The sequence below is a fragment of the Brevibacillus brevis genome, assembly GCF_001039275.2.
Lineage (GTDB): Bacteria > Bacillota > Bacilli > Brevibacillales > Brevibacillaceae > Brevibacillus > Brevibacillus brevis_C.
In genome coordinates this window covers 2,233,386-2,250,177 of record NZ_CP030117.1, presented here as the reverse complement: position 1 = coordinate 2,250,177, position 16,792 = coordinate 2,233,386, and the positions used below count along the sequence as shown (strand labels likewise).

The following is a 16,792-nucleotide window of genomic DNA, read 5'->3' as shown; positions in this document are numbered from 1 at the left end:
TGCTCTGTCATGGGGACAGGTTCTGTGCTAAGATGGGGTAATAGATGCAGCGTAAATAGAGAGGGTGTCACTACGTGGAGTATTTGAGTTTTAATTTGACATCAACGCTGGCAGGGATTGCGGCTGTGCTGTTGGTTATGTTTATTCGCCTGCACTGGCCCTTCCGCTTTCAGTACATGGCCAATCTTTTCAAACGCCGTTTGAATATTCGATTGCGCTGGCTGGAGGCTTCCTATCGGAAGAACCGTTCCCGTGCTGTCGCTATGCTGGATAAATCAACCCATGAGATCATGCTTGGCAATTATGAAATGGCCGAAAAATATATCGTTCAAGGAATCAACGTCTGCAAAGAACGACCCACGTTATTCAATCAAGCGATGATTCACTACTTGTTTTACAACTTGGCGATCGTTTACTATTCATCCGAACGATACAACGAATCATTGGAAGTGGCGTTTCGTATTTACCAGCGCGATCAGGGAATGACTGATTCCTTAGCTCTTATTGCCTGCTCACACGCCCGCCTGGGTGAAGTCGAGAGTGCAATAGAAGCTTACCAGCTAATTGCAAGCAAACGATCGGCAAAAGACTGGAAGCTCTTCTGCTTGGCAGAGATTGAAGCTGCCAAAGGAAATTACGAGCGGGCCCTTTCCCATCTCAAGCAGTTGATGGACAAATCAGCCAGTCTTTTGCATCTGAATCACACCGTACTGGAAAAACGCTTGGAAGAGTGGAAAAAAGCCTCTACACAAGCCAGCTAATCGATTTACGACCGCACATTGCTTTATGTGTGCGGTTTTTATTTTCCGGTCCCCGTAACGCTGCTCTATGCACAGTCGTATTACTATCAAGAAAGTGAGGTATTTTTCATGAAAAAATTCAATGTATCTATACTCGCTGCCTCAGCACTTGTACTCGGTCTCGCTATAGCGGGCTGTACACCTGGAAAAGAAACTGCTTCTCCCTCTACAGAAGAACTGGCTAAAGTGGGAACTGTCTCTATTACCAAAGATCAAGTATATGAGGCTATGAAAAAAGAAGATGGGAAAAGCGTGATGTCTGATCTCATCACGAAGGAAGTGTATAAACAAGAAGCGATTGCACAGGGGATCACAGTAAGTGATCAGGAACTGGACGCAAAAATTAACCCCATCAAAGAAAAAATGGGTCCAGAGAAATTCCAGGAGTATTTGACTGAAGAAGAAATTACCGAGGATGAATTGCGTGAGAGATCACGTTTAATCATGTTAAGAGACAAGATGTTCGAGAAAGCTTACCCGATCACGGAAGAGCAAATCAAGGAATACTATGAGAAAAACAAAGAAAAGCTTGACGGCACACTGGAACAAGTACGTCCAAAGGTAACGGAGAAAGTAAAAGATAAAAACAAACGTTCCAACATGAGTAAGTGGATCAAGGAAATTAAGCAAAAGCATAATGTTCAAATTTTGGACAAAGCATTTGAAAAAGTAGAGGATCAAGAGAAAGAAGCGAACAAAGCAGAACTTCCTGCTTCAAAATAAATCGTACAAAAAAGACTTGTGTCAGCCTGTTGTGGCGCACAAGTCTTTTTTGTTACGGACGAGCAATCGCAATCAACTCTTGCAGGAACACCTTGATATCGCCTTGAAGAATGGGACCATGACCAGTGGCTAAATACTCAATGGGCCAATCCTGCAAAATCTCCAAGCCCTCCGTAAACTCCACCGCACGCTCTGGTTCACGGGCTACCCATTGCTGCAAGTGTTCTTGATAAGCTTTCCGACAATCCACTTCTCCGCCAACGATTTGGCCGAGTTCTGTGTTTTCAAAGCACAAATGATCACCAACAAAGCATATTTTCGACTGGGGATCAAAGAAGGCAACGGAGCCTTCTGTATGAAAAGAAAGCTGTCGGAAACGCAGGGAAGGCAGATCTCCCCCACTACCTGTAAACGTATGGCCGAATAGCGTCTGTGAAAAATCGTCCAGTTCGTAATAATCGTCGAGGTGAATCCAATTGTTTCGAGAAGGGAACATATCGGCATTTCCAATATGATCAGCATGTCGATGAGTGAAGTAGACATATTCCGTTCGCTCCGGCTTGACCCCGATCTCTTCCAACGCCTGTTGAAAAAATGAACGTTGCTTGCGCTGGTGAGAATCAATCAATACAAAGGCATTCCCTTGTTTGATCACATAGCTGTTCACGTAGCTATTCCACGCTTCCTCATAGGTGATGATCGCCCAGGTGGAGTCTGTGATTGGTGCAATCACATTGTTCATGCCTCCATCTCTCCTCTCCTCCCAGATACAATTTCTTATAGTTATTATACACAATCATGCACAACCGTGCTGACTCGTGCCCAAAACTTATCCTACACGATCAAACAGTTGCCTCTTCCCCTAAGCTTACCCAAGATCTTCCTTGCGAGCGTTGAATGTGAACAGGTACACCGAAAAAGCTTGTCAGACGTTCTGCCGTTAGGACTTCATCTGTTTTTCCAGCCTGGTCTACTTCCCCCGCTTTTAGCAGCAAGGTATGCGTGAAACAAGGCAAAATTTCTTCAATGTGATGGGTGACATAAATAAGAGTAGGCCCGTTTGGCTGCTTGGCGATTTGTTCAATCATAGCCAACAGCTGTTCTCTTGAAAGCAAGTCCAATCCTGTACAAGGCTCGTCTAGGATAAGTAATCGAGGGGAAGCCATCAATGCACGAGCAATCAGTATTTTTTGTCTCTCCCCTTGTGATAAAGCGGCAAAACGTCTGTTTTTCAATGCACGGCATCCAAATGTATCGAGTAAATCCGACGCCCTCTCTATGTCCGCCTCCTCTGGAACGGAATACAAGCCGATGGTTGCCTCTCTCCCACTCAAGACGACACGGAGTGCAGTTTCATGCTCGTGAAGCTGTGCCATTAGCGCCGTGCTTACCCAACCGATTGATTTACGCACCTCACGTAAGTCGACAGTTCCGTAAAGATTGCCTAATACACTAACCTCCCCCTTTGTCGGCCACACATAGCCACAAATGATATTCAACAGACTGGTTTTACCGGAGCCATTTAAACCGACTAAACACCAATGCTCCTTGTCTTTCACTTGCCAGGCAATGTCTCGCAGAATGGTTGTTTCATCTCTTTGCCAGGTAACTTTTCTCACATCAATGATCATGCTTCTCTCCACTCCTGACTCTCACAGTTGTATGTGAAAAGAACCTCCATGGCATATGGAAGCACACGGAGGCCCTAACACAAAAACAGTTTCGTTAAAATTTGCCTTGAATCTTGAATACAATCTCTGCAAACAACGTAGCGAACAGAAACGTGCCGGTAAAGACGACGAGAGACACGACAACGATACGCCAGCTAAGCTGTTTGAATAGATGAACGTCTTTTCCGAGTGACAGACCTGCATACGCGAGAATCGGCGTGGCCAATGCGAGCAGATTGATCTTGGCAATCGCTGCAGCCGTATATTCGTTCCCTGGAAAAAACGGGGATGTAGCAAGCATCGCAAACAAAGAGATCCATACAATGACGGGAGATTTGAACGGAAGAATGCGAGTGAAGCCCATTCCGATCAATGTAATGACCGCCAGAAGCAAAATACCTGGCAATGATTCCATGAATGGTACTTTATAACCGATCCAGTTACCGATAAGAGCAATGAAGCCAATGATAAAAATCGTCAAGATTTGATTCATGCGCTTTTTCTCCCCCCTTCTGCTGCAGAAGAAGCGCCTTTGCGTCCAATGATAGGCTCAAGCCATGCGTACAGCTTTTGTGTGACCGGCAAGGAAAAGAAGATACATACGTACGTTCCGACGATACTCATCATCAAGTTTGCCGCTCCGGAATAAAAGGCAATGTCTTTTTGCGCTTCCGGGAAAATAACAGCCAATGAGCCTGTTGCTGCTGCCATCATGCTACCGGAACCAACTGCGGCTCCCATCGCCAGAGAAATCGGGTGAAACAACCCGCTGCTTCCTAAAATACTTGCAAGAATCGACATATAAATGGCACCAAACAAGGTTCCGCAAATATATACACCCAGTGCGCCACGAGCTTCGGCAGAGTTTGCTCCAAATTTATCAACAATGATTGCCAAGTTTGGCTCACGGTCGAGAGAATAAGTCGCCCCAATTGCTTCACGCTTCAGACCTAGCCACAATGCGATTGGCAGACCAAATGCGATTGTCCCTACAATATGTCCCATCTCTTGGACGATCAACGATACACCAGAACCGAGAAGCTTAGGCAGCTCAGGACCGATATTGGCTCCCAGCTTCGCAATAAAGATCAAAAACGAGACACCCAAAATATTGGCTGCGACGTTCATTTCTTTTTCGCTCAAAAATTTAAACTTAGGCCAACTGATTGCCCCGCCTAAAACGAGCGCGTAGAGCATCGGAAACAGAGCGATAACCCCGATGCCAATACTGATTTTCTTTGTCCCGATAAATTCTGTCAATGCGACGAGAACAAGTACGAGAAAATGCAGCTTGTACTCATTGACGCGTGCCTCTGCCATACAACATCCCCCTCATTCTATCTCGCTCTACTCCATGACTACTTTTTGAGCTGCACGCACAAACAATTCCACGCCGCGTACCATTGCATCCTCATCAAAATCAAAGCGTGGATGATGATGCGGATACGTAAAGCCTTTGTCCGGATTGCCAGCACCCAATTGAATAAAACAGCCTGGAGCTTTTTTCAAATACTCAGAGAAATCTTCACCTGGCATCAAAGGATCAATGTAAATAATCTCTTCTTCTCCCCAACGCTCGATGATCGTATCCTCCATCAGCTTGGTCACCTGCTTGTCGTTGACAACCGATGTGTAGCCATGTGAGAACGTGAATTCATAACTTGCGCCATGCGCTTCCGTAATTCCTTTGACAATCCGTTCAATCCACATCGGAATATTTTTGCGAATCTCCGCATCGAAGCAGCGTGTGGAGCCCGTCAGTGTCATCGAATCCGGAATGATGTTATAAGCTGTCCCTGCATTCAGCATGGTCACCGAAATAACGACTTTATCTAACGCACTCACATTGCGGGATACAATTTGTTGTAGGCCAGTAATAACCTGTGCCCCAATGACGATCGGGTCCACGGATGCTTCCGGTTGCGAGGAGTGCCCGCCTTTTCCTTGAATCTTGATATCGAATCGATCTGTCGATGAAGTAAGTGCCCCGTACAGTACACCGAATTTCCCGACAGGCATGTACGATGCCAAATGAATGCCGATAATCGAATCCAGTCCGTCCGCTGCACCAGCTCTTACGATTTCAGCAGCGCCACCCGGCGGCAGCTCCTCGGCGTGCTGGAAAAAGAATCGAACCTCACCTTTGATTTGATCCTTGTACTGGGACAAAATTTTTGCGGCTCCCAACAGCATCGCTGTATGACCATCATGTCCGCACGCGTGCATCACGCCAGCTTTTCCTGATGCATATGGCACATCATTTTCTTCATGGATGGGGAGAGCATCAATGTCAGCGCGAATACCAAGAACTTTTCCTGGCTGTGATCCGATCAGTCGAGCGACTACACTCGTTTTGGTTGGACGCGAAAGCTCTAAATTCCCGAAAGATTCCAACGTTTCGTAAATAAATTGAGACGTCTTCTCTTCTTCAAACGACAATTCTGGATGCTGATGGAGGTATCGTCGCCATGAGACTACCTGTTCAGCTACTTCATCCGCCCATTTCTTCGTTTCCAAACTCACACAATCACTCCTTTTTTTGCTTTTCCCCTCAACGTTTTCCGAATCAGTTAAGTTTAGCTAAAAAAAATATCGTTTTGTGAATTCTATCACGGAACGATGAAAATAACAAACGTCCATTCCACAAGGACAAAGCTGTCGAATCTACATCTGTAGCTGTCTATTTATTTGTTATTTTAGAATTTTCTATCGATAATGTCCATGTAAAATATACTATTTGGAACAATAAAAACATCTACACTGCTAGATTGGGGCTTTTCTACTGAAAAGCCCTTGTCCTATTCTACATTTACTGCAAAAACGAAAAATCGATTCGAAAATTGCCCCAGCCACATTTCTCCATTCCCTACCATCACGCCTTGATCATTGACGAACGTATCGGTTACCTTTTGCTGTAAAAACGCTTCCTTTACCTTCTCCGTGATGATTCGATCATACTCTTCCAAAAACCGCTGTTCATCTGGGATAAAATGACTTTTCCCGTCTTTGTTCACACGTAGTGGATACCTTATATGCTTGGCTACTTCTGTCTTGTCATTTACTTTGACCGCTTCTTGAAGTTTTCCAAAAAAGGCTTCGAATGCGCCTGCATTTGTAATACCCGCGACTTCATACCGATTCGAGGAATTTCCTTCACGCGTATAGCCGTCATACCCACTCACCTGTGGAACCAAACTCATCGTTGTTTGAGCCATCAGCGCGATTCCCATCGCAAGCAACACCCATCTCATTCTTTTCATCATGTTCCTCCCATATGTCTTTCTATTTCCTTCCTACTGATAGCTTTTCGTCCTCTGCTATTCGTTATGCAAAACCACCTTCTACAAAAAAAAGCCCCTATGCCAATAATACTGACATAAGGGAGGCTCTTCATATTTCATCAAATGGGACTTCTTTTCCATTAAGAGTCGCGAAATTTCGCTTCCTGACGTTTAATGTCTTCCTCCGAATTGCCCAGCGCAGCTTGCGGGCCCTTGAAATGCTTCCGGTAATAAGCCAAATCCATGATCAGCAGCACCAAAAACATGGCTATCAAGGCATACCCCGCTGTCTGATTGGGTGGAATCACCATCATAATCGAGATGAAAATAATCCAAATCAAGCTCAACACATTAATGGGTTTACTCCAATTCCCCAGATGCCAGGGACCGTAATGCTTCCGCTGAAAAAGTCCTCGTGATTCCGCCCGGAGCTTGAGGTACAACGGAATCCCGTAGGCGACATAAAGCCCAACGACACTTACCGCCGTTAAAAATGCCAAGGTCGTATACGACGTGTTCGGATTGATGCTTTTCACGATGTAATCGAACAGGGCAAGCGCAAAGGAAAGAATGATAACCAGCCAAATTGCTTTTGCCGGCGTTCTGTACTTGGTCGATATTTCTGCCCACTGGTGGCTCCACGGCATTCCTTTGTCTCGTGAAAACGCATACAACATTCGCGAAAAGGAAGTAATCGACGCCAAGCCACAGAACCACATTGCAAAGGTGACGAGCCACAGCACAACTGAACCAAATGTACCGCCTAATGCTTCGCTAATCACATAAATAAATGCATTTTCCGCTTCACTCGCAGCGGCTGCATTTTTGATGGATAAGGTGACAAAAGCAAGCATGATAAATCCAAAAATAAAGGAAAAGGCCACAGACGTATAAATTCCCCAAGCAGCACGAACCCGCGGGTTAATCGTTTCTTCAATTGTATGTGCCGATGCATCATAGCCAGTAAACGTCCACTGCGCTTGTAACAATCCAATTAAAAAAGCAATCGCGTACGGTTTGTCTGAAAAGGTTTGACCGACCTGAAAGAGGTAATCAAGCGGTTGCAAATCATGACGGGAGAAAAAGACGAGGCTTCCGACGAGTATGACGACGACGCCAATATGGTACCATGCGGAAAAGTCATTTAACCGGGCAACGAGTCGAATTCCAATGTGGTTAAACGTACCGTGCAAAAGGAGTGTGATCCCGAACAGGATTAACGTGGTCGTTTCTGTTGAGGTATAACCAAACGCACTCGCGAGCAGCGGGTCTGCAAACAAAGAGAACGAATAGTCGATGCCTGCGACAATCCCGATTTGGCCGATGAGATTGATCCAGGCTGTGTACCAGCCCCACCGTTTGCTACCTAAAATTGCTGCCCAGTGATACAACGCTCCGGCTGTAGGGATCGCCGATGCGAGTTCAGACATCGATGCTGCAATCAGGATGACGAATAACGCTACCAGCGTCCATCCGAAGCCCATCATGCCAGAACCGCCATACAGTAAACCGTGCCCGTATAAAGAGACTGCCCCTGTCAAAATAGAGATAATCGAAAATGAGATCGCAAAGTTCGAAAAGCCACCCATATCCCTCAGTAATTCTTGCGCATAACCAAACTTGTTCAGGTCTTTCTTGTCCTCGAGTAATTGCTGTTCTTTTTCCTGCTGCATTTCGTTATCCCTCCCTCTCTGCTTGGGAACCGATAAAACTCTCATGCGCGCTTTCGTCAAATTGCCGGACGCTTTCGTTTGCCCGATACCCAATGGCAATCGCAACTCCAATGGTAAACAACAATAAGATGACACCCAGAGCCAGCATTCTCTCCCTCCTTTCGTCCTAGATGCAATTCCTTGACAAGTTCGCAGGAATAGTACATTTTACGTGCCAATTTGACAGCTATACCACCTCATTTGGCTGGCCGATGCAAAACAAAAGAGCAACTCATGAGAGCTGCTCCGCTTGTTTAACTAGCACCTTTTTGAGCTTGCAAATAAAACGCTACGTCTTCACTCGGTAATGGTCTGCTGAATAAATAGCCTTGCACTTCTTCACACAGATGCTCCTGCAAAAACGCAAGCTCCTCCTTTGTCTCTACCCCTTCGGCGATCACATGCAGTTGCAAATGATGGGCCATGGAAATAATCGTGGACACGATAGCTTGATTGGAAGGCTGTTCGATCATGTCGCGCACAAACGAGCGATCTATTTTCAACCGATTCAACGGAAATTCTTTTAGATAATAGAGAGAACTGTAGCCCGTTCCAAAGTCGTCAATCGCAACGTGCACACCTAATTGCTTCAGTTCCTTCAGTGCCTGTGTGGCGCGTTGGACATCGATCATGCTGCTCTCAGTGATTTCCAGCTCCAGATATTCCGGTGCCAACCCTGTTTGGTCCAGAATCTCAGCTACCATCTGGGTAAAGTCCTGTTTGAGGAATTGACGTGCAGATAGATTAACGGCTACCCGAAGCGGCATGAGCCCCTGTTCTTGCCAGTGCTTGTTCTGTTTGCAGGCCGTCCGCAGCACCCATTCTCCAATCGGTACGATCAACCCGGTTTCTTCTGCAACAGAGATGAACTGGTCTGGCAAAAGCAAGCCTCGTTCAGGATGATCCCAACGAATCAACGCTTCTACGCCAACGATTACGCCAGATTTGGCACTTACCTGTGGCTGGTAGTGCAATAAAAATTCTTGTCTGGCCAAAGCGCGATTCAATTCATTTTGAATATTCATTTTGTCATTCACTGCTTGCTCCAGATTCGGTACGTACAGGTGGAAGCTGTTCTTCCCTTTGTCTTTGGCTGCATACATCGCCGCATCTGCGTTACGCATCAAGATACTTCTGTCTTGCCCATCCTCTGGATATCGAGAAATCCCGATACTCGTCGTTATGTACAACTCGTGCCCATGGATAAAAAATGCCTGTTCAATCCTTTGGTTGATTTCATTCGCCATGGAAGATACTTCTTTTTCCGTGACATCCGTAAGAATCACCATGAATTCGTCTCCGCCAAGCCTGCTCACCGCTCCTTTTTTACCCACACAATCCTGCAAACGCAAGGAGGCTTCCTGAAGTAACAGGTCACCAAAATCATGCCCCAAGGAATCGTTTACCAGCTTAAAATGGTCGAGATCCAGAAACAACACGTATACGTGCTGATCCGTTTTTTGCGCCTCCATAATCACCTGATCCAGTTGCTGTTCGACAAAACGTCGATTTGGCAAACCAGTCAGCGAATCGTGAAAAGCGAGATAATTGATTTTTGCCTCGTATTCTTTCTTATTGGTAATGTCTCTCACAATCATAAAGACTCCCGTAATCTGCTGATCGACAAATACGGGGGTATGGGTCATGTTCAGATGAAGCTGGCGACCCTCGCTTGTGGTCAAGGTAATCTCGTAGTTGTGCGCCTCACCATGCACTGCATTTGTAAAATGTGTCGATATGAGCTCGGCATCTGCAGAAGCACACATCGTCATTAATTTTTCGAGAGGCAGACTCTGCTCCTTTGTCAATCGCATCGCCGCAGGGTTCATGACGCTTTGGCTACCATCGATCGAGTAAAAGATCACCCCGTCGTAATTGTGCTCAAATAGCGATTTATAGCGCTGATCACTTTCTAGTACACGCATGGTCTTCCCTGCGAATTGCTTGTCCACGTATACAGAAGCCAAGGTCACGACCAGAATCAACACGATGACAATGCCAATCATGGTAGCGATCAGCCCCGAATCATCATGCGCGATCACTGCGATTGTCAGGTGCTCGTGAGCGACGAACGTGGTGGCGTACATACCCGTGTAATGCATACCGGTAATGGCTGCCCCCATCAACAGCCCTGCAAAAATTTTACGCCAGAGACCTTTTACAGGGTCTACCGAACGCAATTGAAACGTAAGAATCAACGCAACCATCGAAACCAGGATGGCAACAAAAATGGATACGGTAAACCATAGCCAATCATACAGAATAATGGCGTTCATCATCATCGCTGCCATCCCTGTATAATGCATTCCGGCGATACCAGACCCAATGACAACCGATCCTGTTATTACCCTCGTTTTGGACATGGACTGCTCGCTCACGATCCATAACGTAAGCGCTGAAGATAAAACGGCCAAAACAATCGAGAAAAATACAATCAGGTTATCATACTGGACGGCAATCGGCAGATGCAAGGCAAGTATGGCAACAAAATGCATAGCCCAAATACCAAGCCCCATGGAAACGGCTCCAGCACATAACCAAAACACACGTCCCCTGCCTTTTGCATAATGGAGACGTGCGCCTAGATCTAATGCTGTGTATGACGACATTGCTGAAATAAAATAGGAGAGAAAAACCAGAGTCATACTATAGGATTGGTCAAGACTATTCATTACATTCTCCTTCAAAACCCTCTACCGAAGTCTACTCACGAAGAACGTCCGCGCTTTTAAGGAATGTTCATCGACGTCCCTGTGACATTCTCCCATCTTATCCGTTTTATAATTCTCTGGCAAGAAGCCGACGACGTTCCCGTTTTGGAGATACTACAAAGGAATGCTGCTGCAAAGGAGGGAGATTTCCTTGATCCGTATGGGCTATGCCTGCATCAGTGTAAAGACGAAAAACAATCCAAACAAAAAAACGACGGTTGCCCAGGTAAATAAATTAGATCCCCAAGCTCGGTTAAAAAAGCTGCGGCAAGTTATGCAGGCAAACTTTTTCAATTTAATGGATTTGCTTGCTTATAATGTAGAAAATCATATCTTTGTGTATCGACTTCCTTCTGAATTTGTGCCACTGGCTACTCATCCAGTAGCAGCGCAATGGGATTGGGCAAAAGAATTCGCATGGGACTTCCAAAAGGCAGGGAATTATATCCGCAATCATGGCATTCGTTTGACAGCTCATCCAGGACATTACAGCATATTGAACAGCGACAAGCCTTCTGTGCTGGAATCGACGATTGCCGATTTTTCCTACCATGCAAAAGTGTTTGATTTACTGGGGCTCGACGATAATTCCGTCTTGGTGACGCACGTGGGGGGCGTATACGAAGACAAGGCCTCTTCTCTCGAGCGTTTTGCATCCAACTTCGAGCAGCTTCCTGAAAACGTCAAACGTCGTTTAGTCGTGGAAAACGATGACATGTCTTTTACCATGCGTGAGGTATTGGAGCTGTGCGAACGGATCGGTGTGCCGATGGTGCTCGATATTCACCATCACAACTGCCATTCTGATGGCGAAGATTGGACCGAATACCTTCCCCGGATTATTCAAACCTGGGGAGAGCGCACGCCGAAGATGCATATGTCCTCGCCTAAGTCAGCGAATGATTTTCGTGCCCATGCAGACGATATTGATCCAGAGGCGTTCCTTACATTTGTCAGTGCGCTTGCGGATTACAATGTGGACATCATATTGGAATGCAAAAACAAAGATGATGCCCTTCTTACATTGAGGCGCGAGTTAAAGAAAAAAGGAGTTGCGGTTGAAGCATTTACGAATTGAGTATGGAAAAGGACGCCGCTTAATGAGCTGGCGTCCTTCCTCATGCGCTTCAAAATGAACATCCGCAGCCACGCCCTCGTCTATGACCCTGTCTATGTCCGCAATGGCATCCGGAGGAAGAGCTACTGCCACCCGAAGATGAAGATGATGAGCCTCGACCAAAGGAACTGCTACCGTCATTCCATAATTGGCAACGGTCATGATAATGGTGCATTCTCCGTTCATGATGCTTGTAATGTTTGCGGTATTCCATGTATTTGCGGCGATTTTCACGATGCTCATCGCATTTGTGGCGGAAATACTGCATCCGGTCCATATGGAATTGGAATTTGAACAGGAACAGCTCCAGATCTCTTCCTATGTTCTCATTCGGTCGCGCATTCGGCCTGACATTCGGTCTCATATTTGGTCTAAGATTTGGCATCATGTTTGGACTTTCATTCGGCCGCACATTTGGTCTGATATTGGGTCTTAAATTTGGCATCATGTTTGGACTTTCATTCGGCCGCACATTTGGTCTGACATTTGGCCTTACATTTGGTCCAACATTTGGCCTCATGTTTGGACTTTCGTTTGGCCTTACGTTCGGTCTGACATTTGGTCTCATGTTTGGACTCTCATTCGGTCGCACGTTTGGTCGCACGTTTGGTCTCACATTGGGCCTTACATTTGGCTTCATGTTTGGGCTCTCATTTGGCCTTACATTCGGTGAAGCGTTAGGCATAGGGTTTGCTGGCATCCGATTCGGTGGCATGGGCATGGGCATTGGATTCGACGGCTTGAGGTTTGGTGGCATCGGATTTGGTGGCATTGGATTCGCTGGCATCCGATTTGGCGGCATCACGTTCGGCACATTCGGGTTAGCCAGATTGGGAGCAGGCATGATCGGTTTTTGTGGCATTGGGCGCGCAGGAATAGAATGATTCGGATTGATTGGACTTTCCGACTTGGGCTTTTCAGGAGAAGGCTTCATAGGTGACGGCATCGATGGAGACGGCAATGGCATCGCTGAAGAAGGCGGTTTCGGCATTTCTTTAGGACGCCTTGGGAGTGCGGTAGGCATAGGCGGCATCTTACGTCGCTTTTCCACGGAATTCTACACGTCCTTTCGGATAAACTAACACAGTACATGGTATGACATTTATCCAACTCGAGAGACGACTCTCGCCCAGTTTGAAAAAATGGACTAAGCCCGTTTTTTGCTCTCTAGGGAAGCAGCCGTGACAAGATCATCTTGACTGCACGTAGGCATTTGATACAATGATAGCAATAGCTAAAATAATCAGACAGTTGCACATGAACGAAAGTGAGGAAGAACGTATGCCGCGACGAATGCAGGCTTACACGTTTTTATCCAATCACATACATGCTCTCGAGCGAGGGGTTAGGAGATGATATCCTAACCCCTCGCTCTTTTCGTTCTCTGCTCTGCTAAAGGAGGAAATTACAGATGAATCAGCAAGCAAACGTTGTAAAAGTAGATGGGGATCAATTGCGTATCGAAGATGTTGTTTCCATTGCAAGAAAGGCCACTCACATTCAATTGACCGACGAAGCATTGCATCGTGTTCGTGCTTCACGTGCTATGGTGGAGAGAATGGTATCCCAGCAGGAAGTCGTATACGGAATCACTACTGGCTTCGGAAAATTCTCCGATGTCATGATCCAGGATGAGGACGTAAGCAAGCTGCAAGAAAATTTGATTATGAGTCATGCTTGCGGAATGGGCGACCCTTATGCCGTTGAAGTTGTTCGTGCGATGATGGCTTTGCGCATCAATGCGTTGGCAAAGGGCTATTCGGGAATTCGGGAAGAAACATTACTTCAGCTAGTGGAACTATGCAATCGAGGAGTTCATCCAATTATTCCTCAGCAAGGCTCCCTTGGTGCCAGCGGCGATCTAGCCCCTCTCGCTCATATGGTTTTGGTCATGCTCGGCAAAGGTGAAGCGCTTGTCAATGGTAAGCGGCTATCTGGAAAAGAAGCCCTGAGTGAAGTGGGTCTTTCCCCAATTCGACTGGAGGCAAAAGAAGGTCTCGCTCTTATTAACGGTACACAGGCAATGACTGCACAGCTTTGCCTCGCCTTGTATGATTCGCGAGTACTGCTTGAAAGCGCTGAATTGATTGCGGCGATGACGATTGAAGCGCTTCGTGGAATTCCAAAAGCGTTTGATCCCCAGCTCCATCTCGTCCGCCCGCATCCAGGACAGCAGGAATCAGCAAAGCGCTTGCTCCAGCACTTATCCGGCAGCAAACGTACCACAGCGCAGGGTGAGCTACGTGTCCAAGATCCTTACAGCCTTCGTTGCCTCCCGCAAGTACATGGTGCAACTCGTGATACGCTCGAGTATGTATGGACCACGGTTACACGCGAATGCAATAGCGTCACCGATAACCCTATTCTTTTTACGGAAACAGGCGACGTCATCTCCGGTGGGAACTTCCATGGTCAACCAATGGCATTCGCAGCTGATTTTCTTGCCATTGCCATCGCTGAGCTTGCAAATATTTCCGAAAGACGCACCGAACGTCTCGTCAATCCACAGCTAAGTGGTCTTCCCGGATTCTTAACCGAAAATGGCGGACTCCATTCTGGATTTATGATTACACAATATGTAGCCGCTTCCATTGTTTCTGAAAACAAAGTGCTCTGCCATCCCGCATCGGTCGATTCGATTCCGTCATCTGCCAATCAGGAGGACCATGTCAGCATGGGTACGACTTCTGCTCGCAAGCTTCGCACGATTGTATCGAATGTCAGCAAGGTGCTTGCTATTGAATATTTGGCAGCAGCACAAGCTATCGATTTTGGCTCGGGAGATCTCGGGACAGGTACAGCCAGAGCCTATGAGCAGTTGCGCCGGGTGATTCCCCGCCTGCATGAAGACCGCGAAATGTATCCTGATCTCGTAAAGGCAGAAGAGCTGATCCAGCAAGGGACACTCGCGTTTGTGACGGAATAATCGTTTGTGTATGGGAACCATTGTCTTTCTTTGTTATGATGGAGCTAAGGATAAGCAATTAGACCAAACCACTTGAAGTATGGAGGGCTGTCTCATGAAAGCAGGCAGAGAACTGGACCATCCTGAGTACCTGTTGCTGTTTGATGGGGTTTGTCATCTATGCCACGGTGCCGTGCAGTTTATTTTGAAACGTGATCCGCATGGACACATTCACTTTGCTTCCTTGCAGTCACAAAGAGCGCAGGAAATTTTGTCTCATTACAACTATCAGGAAAAAGACATGTCATCCGTGGTCTTTATCGCCAACGGACAGCTATATACAAAATCGGATGCGATCTTGCATGTCGGCCGCAAGCTTCAAGGTGGATGGCCTCTGTTGTCAAATGTAGCTCGGCTCATCCCTAGACCTGTCCGCAATCCGATTTATGATTGGGTCGCGAGAAATCGCTATCGGTGGATGGGCAAAGCAGAACAATGCATGCTTCCCACCCCCCAGATCAGATCCCGCTTTTTGGATTAAAAGCAAAAGGAGAAGTCGCTGTCCTATCGCGGCTCCTCCTTTTTTATTCTATGTGCCCAATCATTCGCTCTTGAATGACAATCCCTTTTCCTTCAATGCTGTCCGAAGCTTCGGCATAGATGCTGGCCCCATCCCATGATATTTCAGGATTTCTTTTTCGCTGTAACTAGCGAGCAGTTCTACAGTTGTGATTCCATTGTGTTCCAATGCCCTTCTTGCTGGTGCAGAGAGCTGAGAAAGAAATCCTATGTCCGGTTTGCGTTCTTGCTCACAGATTGGACAAGTCGGACAATCACTGCTTTTCACGTATGAATGACCATTCGCGCAAGTTCTTACCGTTTTTTTGGAAGTTGTCATGGCACGTATCCTTTTTATTTCGACGTCGCTTGTGGATGCTCATCGCTCACATAGTCAGCCGCTTTGGCATTTGCCTCTACCTGCGCAGGGCTCTTGCTGCCGGGGATCACGGTCGTGACAGCCGGATGCTTAAGGCACCACGCCAATGCCCACTGCGCCATATCCATACCCTCTGGAACTTCATTTTTCTTGATTTCTTCTACTTGGAGCAACAGTTTGTTGACATGCTCCTGATCGTGTCGGTGTCGCACATCGTTTCCACCGAATACAGAACCCGGCTTATACTTTCCGCTCAAATAACCACTCGCCAACGGAACGCGAGCCAGTACACCCAGGTCCTGCTGCTGGCAAGAAGCAAAAACACCTTCTTCCGGCTTTTGATCCAAACGATTGTACACGACTTGAATTGCTTTTGCATTTACCGAAGTAGCGGCGGATGTTTGGTGCATGTTGTCATTTTTCGCAATCGAGAGGCCGATATGACGGATCGTTCCTGCCTGCACCTGCTTGTCGAGGTAGGTCCACAAGTCATCATTGTCAAAAGCCTCGTCAGGTCCCGAGTGGAATTGGTACAAGTCAATATAGTCGGTCTGCAAGGCTTGCAGCGATTTTTCCAATTGCTGCTGAACTTCAGTTGCTCCGTAATGATTGGTTCGAGAAAATTTGTCATGAAAATGATGTCCGAATTTTGTCGCCACAATCCAGTCTTCCCGGTGGCTTTTTTTCAAATATCCTCCGATAAGCTGTTCGGACAGATGATCTCCGTAGCATTCCGCTGTATCAATCAGGTTGATGCCGAGATCCTTTGCTTTGTCGAGAATCTGGTCAACCGCTTCTTGCGAGAAATCCATTCCCCACTCCCCGCCAAATTGCCAGGTTCCTACACCGATTACGGATACGTTCAGGTCTGTTTTTCCTAATCTGCGGTACTTCATTGCCCGATTCCTCCTCATCATGGATAAACGAGAATCCCCT

The 16,792-nt window shown here is 46.7% G+C and carries 18 protein-coding genes; 6 read left to right on the top strand and 12 right to left on the bottom strand.

What is annotated here, in order from left to right:
• The first annotated feature begins 74 nt into the window (after positions 1-74).
• Both AB432_RS11385 and AB432_RS11380 read left to right on the top strand, forming a co-directional pair.
• Positions 75-761 (top strand): tetratricopeptide repeat protein, encoded by a 687-nt coding sequence (locus AB432_RS11385; RefSeq protein WP_048032371.1) that lies wholly within the window; start codon positions 75-77, stop codon positions 759-761.
• A gap of 108 nt (positions 762-869) precedes the next feature.
• A complete protein-coding gene (locus tag AB432_RS11380) occupies positions 870-1,523 on the top strand; it encodes a SurA N-terminal domain-containing protein (RefSeq protein ID WP_048032370.1) in 654 nt (217 codons plus the stop codon).
• A gap of 52 nt (positions 1,524-1,575) precedes the next feature.
• Here AB432_RS11380 and AB432_RS11375 read toward each other — a convergent pair whose 3' ends face one another.
• The 9 genes from AB432_RS11375 to AB432_RS11340 all read right to left on the bottom strand — a co-directional run bounded on the left by AB432_RS11375 (position 1,576) and on the right by AB432_RS11340 (position 10,795).
• Positions 1,576-2,265, bottom strand: coding sequence for an MBL fold metallo-hydrolase (locus tag AB432_RS11375; protein WP_048032369.1), 690 nt, complete (start codon positions 2,263-2,265; stop codon positions 1,576-1,578).
• 100 nt (positions 2,266-2,365) lie between these two features.
• On the bottom strand, positions 2,366-3,154 hold the full coding sequence (locus AB432_RS11370) for an ABC transporter ATP-binding protein (RefSeq protein WP_048032368.1): 789 nt from the start codon (positions 3,152-3,154) through the stop codon (positions 2,366-2,368).
• 94 nt (positions 3,155-3,248) lie between these two features.
• Entirely contained in the window at positions 3,249-3,686 is a 438-nt protein-coding gene (locus tag AB432_RS11365) for a hypothetical protein (RefSeq protein ID WP_048032367.1), read from the bottom strand.
• Positions 3,683-4,513 (bottom strand): DUF3100 domain-containing protein, encoded by an 831-nt coding sequence (locus tag AB432_RS11360; protein ID WP_048032366.1) that lies wholly within the window; start codon positions 4,511-4,513, stop codon positions 3,683-3,685. Before AB432_RS11360 ends, AB432_RS11365 begins: the two co-directional genes overlap by 4 nt.
• Positions 4,514-4,540: 27 nt before the next feature.
• Complete coding sequence (locus AB432_RS11355) at positions 4,541-5,716, bottom strand: amidohydrolase (RefSeq protein WP_048032365.1); 1,176 nt, start codon at positions 5,714-5,716, stop codon at positions 4,541-4,543.
• 275 nt (positions 5,717-5,991) lie between these two features.
• On the bottom strand, positions 5,992-6,456 hold the full coding sequence (locus AB432_RS11350) for a hypothetical protein (RefSeq protein ID WP_235617665.1): 465 nt from the start codon (positions 6,454-6,456) through the stop codon (positions 5,992-5,994).
• 158 nt (positions 6,457-6,614) lie between these two features.
• Entirely contained in the window at positions 6,615-8,147 is a 1,533-nt protein-coding gene (locus AB432_RS11345; RefSeq protein WP_048032363.1) for an amino acid permease, read from the bottom strand.
• A 4-nt stretch (positions 8,148-8,151) separates the two neighbouring features.
• Positions 8,152-8,295, bottom strand: a complete 144-nt coding sequence (locus tag AB432_RS30710) for a hypothetical protein (protein WP_007724273.1) — start codon at positions 8,293-8,295, stop codon at positions 8,152-8,154.
• A 145-nt stretch (positions 8,296-8,440) separates the two neighbouring features.
• Positions 8,441-10,795, bottom strand: a complete 2,355-nt coding sequence (locus AB432_RS11340) for a bifunctional diguanylate cyclase/phosphodiesterase (RefSeq protein ID WP_235617664.1) — start codon at positions 10,793-10,795, stop codon at positions 8,441-8,443.
• Between the two features lie 253 nt (positions 10,796-11,048).
• Here AB432_RS11340 and uvsE point away from each other — a divergent pair, with 253 nt between their 5' ends.
• Complete coding sequence (gene uvsE, locus AB432_RS11335; protein WP_048032361.1) at positions 11,049-11,975, top strand: UV DNA damage repair endonuclease UvsE; 927 nt, start codon at positions 11,049-11,051, stop codon at positions 11,973-11,975.
• Here the strand turns inward: uvsE and AB432_RS11330 are convergent.
• Complete coding sequence (locus tag AB432_RS11330) at positions 11,934-12,257, bottom strand: hypothetical protein (RefSeq protein ID WP_048032360.1); 324 nt, start codon at positions 12,255-12,257, stop codon at positions 11,934-11,936. The two genes, uvsE and AB432_RS11330, sit on opposite strands and share 42 nt — an antisense overlap.
• Before the next feature lie 77 nt (positions 12,258-12,334).
• Between AB432_RS11330 and AB432_RS11325 the strand changes: the two genes are divergently transcribed.
• From AB432_RS11325 to AB432_RS11310, 3 genes are all read left to right on the top strand, one after another.
• Entirely contained in the window at positions 12,335-12,898 is a 564-nt protein-coding gene (locus tag AB432_RS11325) for a hypothetical protein (protein WP_048032359.1), read from the top strand.
• Between the two features lie 527 nt (positions 12,899-13,425).
• Positions 13,426-14,940: a histidine ammonia-lyase gene (gene hutH / locus AB432_RS11315; RefSeq protein WP_048032357.1), complete on the top strand. Its 1,515-nt coding sequence runs from the start codon at positions 13,426-13,428 to the stop codon at positions 14,938-14,940.
• 79 nt (positions 14,941-15,019) lie between these two features.
• A complete protein-coding gene (locus AB432_RS11310) occupies positions 15,020-15,460 on the top strand; it encodes a thiol-disulfide oxidoreductase DCC family protein (protein ID WP_017247820.1) in 441 nt (146 codons plus the stop codon).
• Positions 15,461-15,520: 60 nt separating this feature from the next.
• On the opposite strand, the gene AB432_RS11305 is transcribed toward AB432_RS11310, so the two are convergent.
• Positions 15,521-15,817, bottom strand: coding sequence for an RNA polymerase alpha subunit C-terminal domain-containing protein (locus AB432_RS11305; protein WP_048032356.1), 297 nt, complete (start codon positions 15,815-15,817; stop codon positions 15,521-15,523).
• A gap of 14 nt (positions 15,818-15,831) precedes the next feature.
• Complete coding sequence (locus AB432_RS11300; RefSeq protein WP_048032355.1) at positions 15,832-16,752, bottom strand: aldo/keto reductase; 921 nt, start codon at positions 16,750-16,752, stop codon at positions 15,832-15,834.
• Positions 16,753-16,792: the final 40 nt, after the last annotated feature.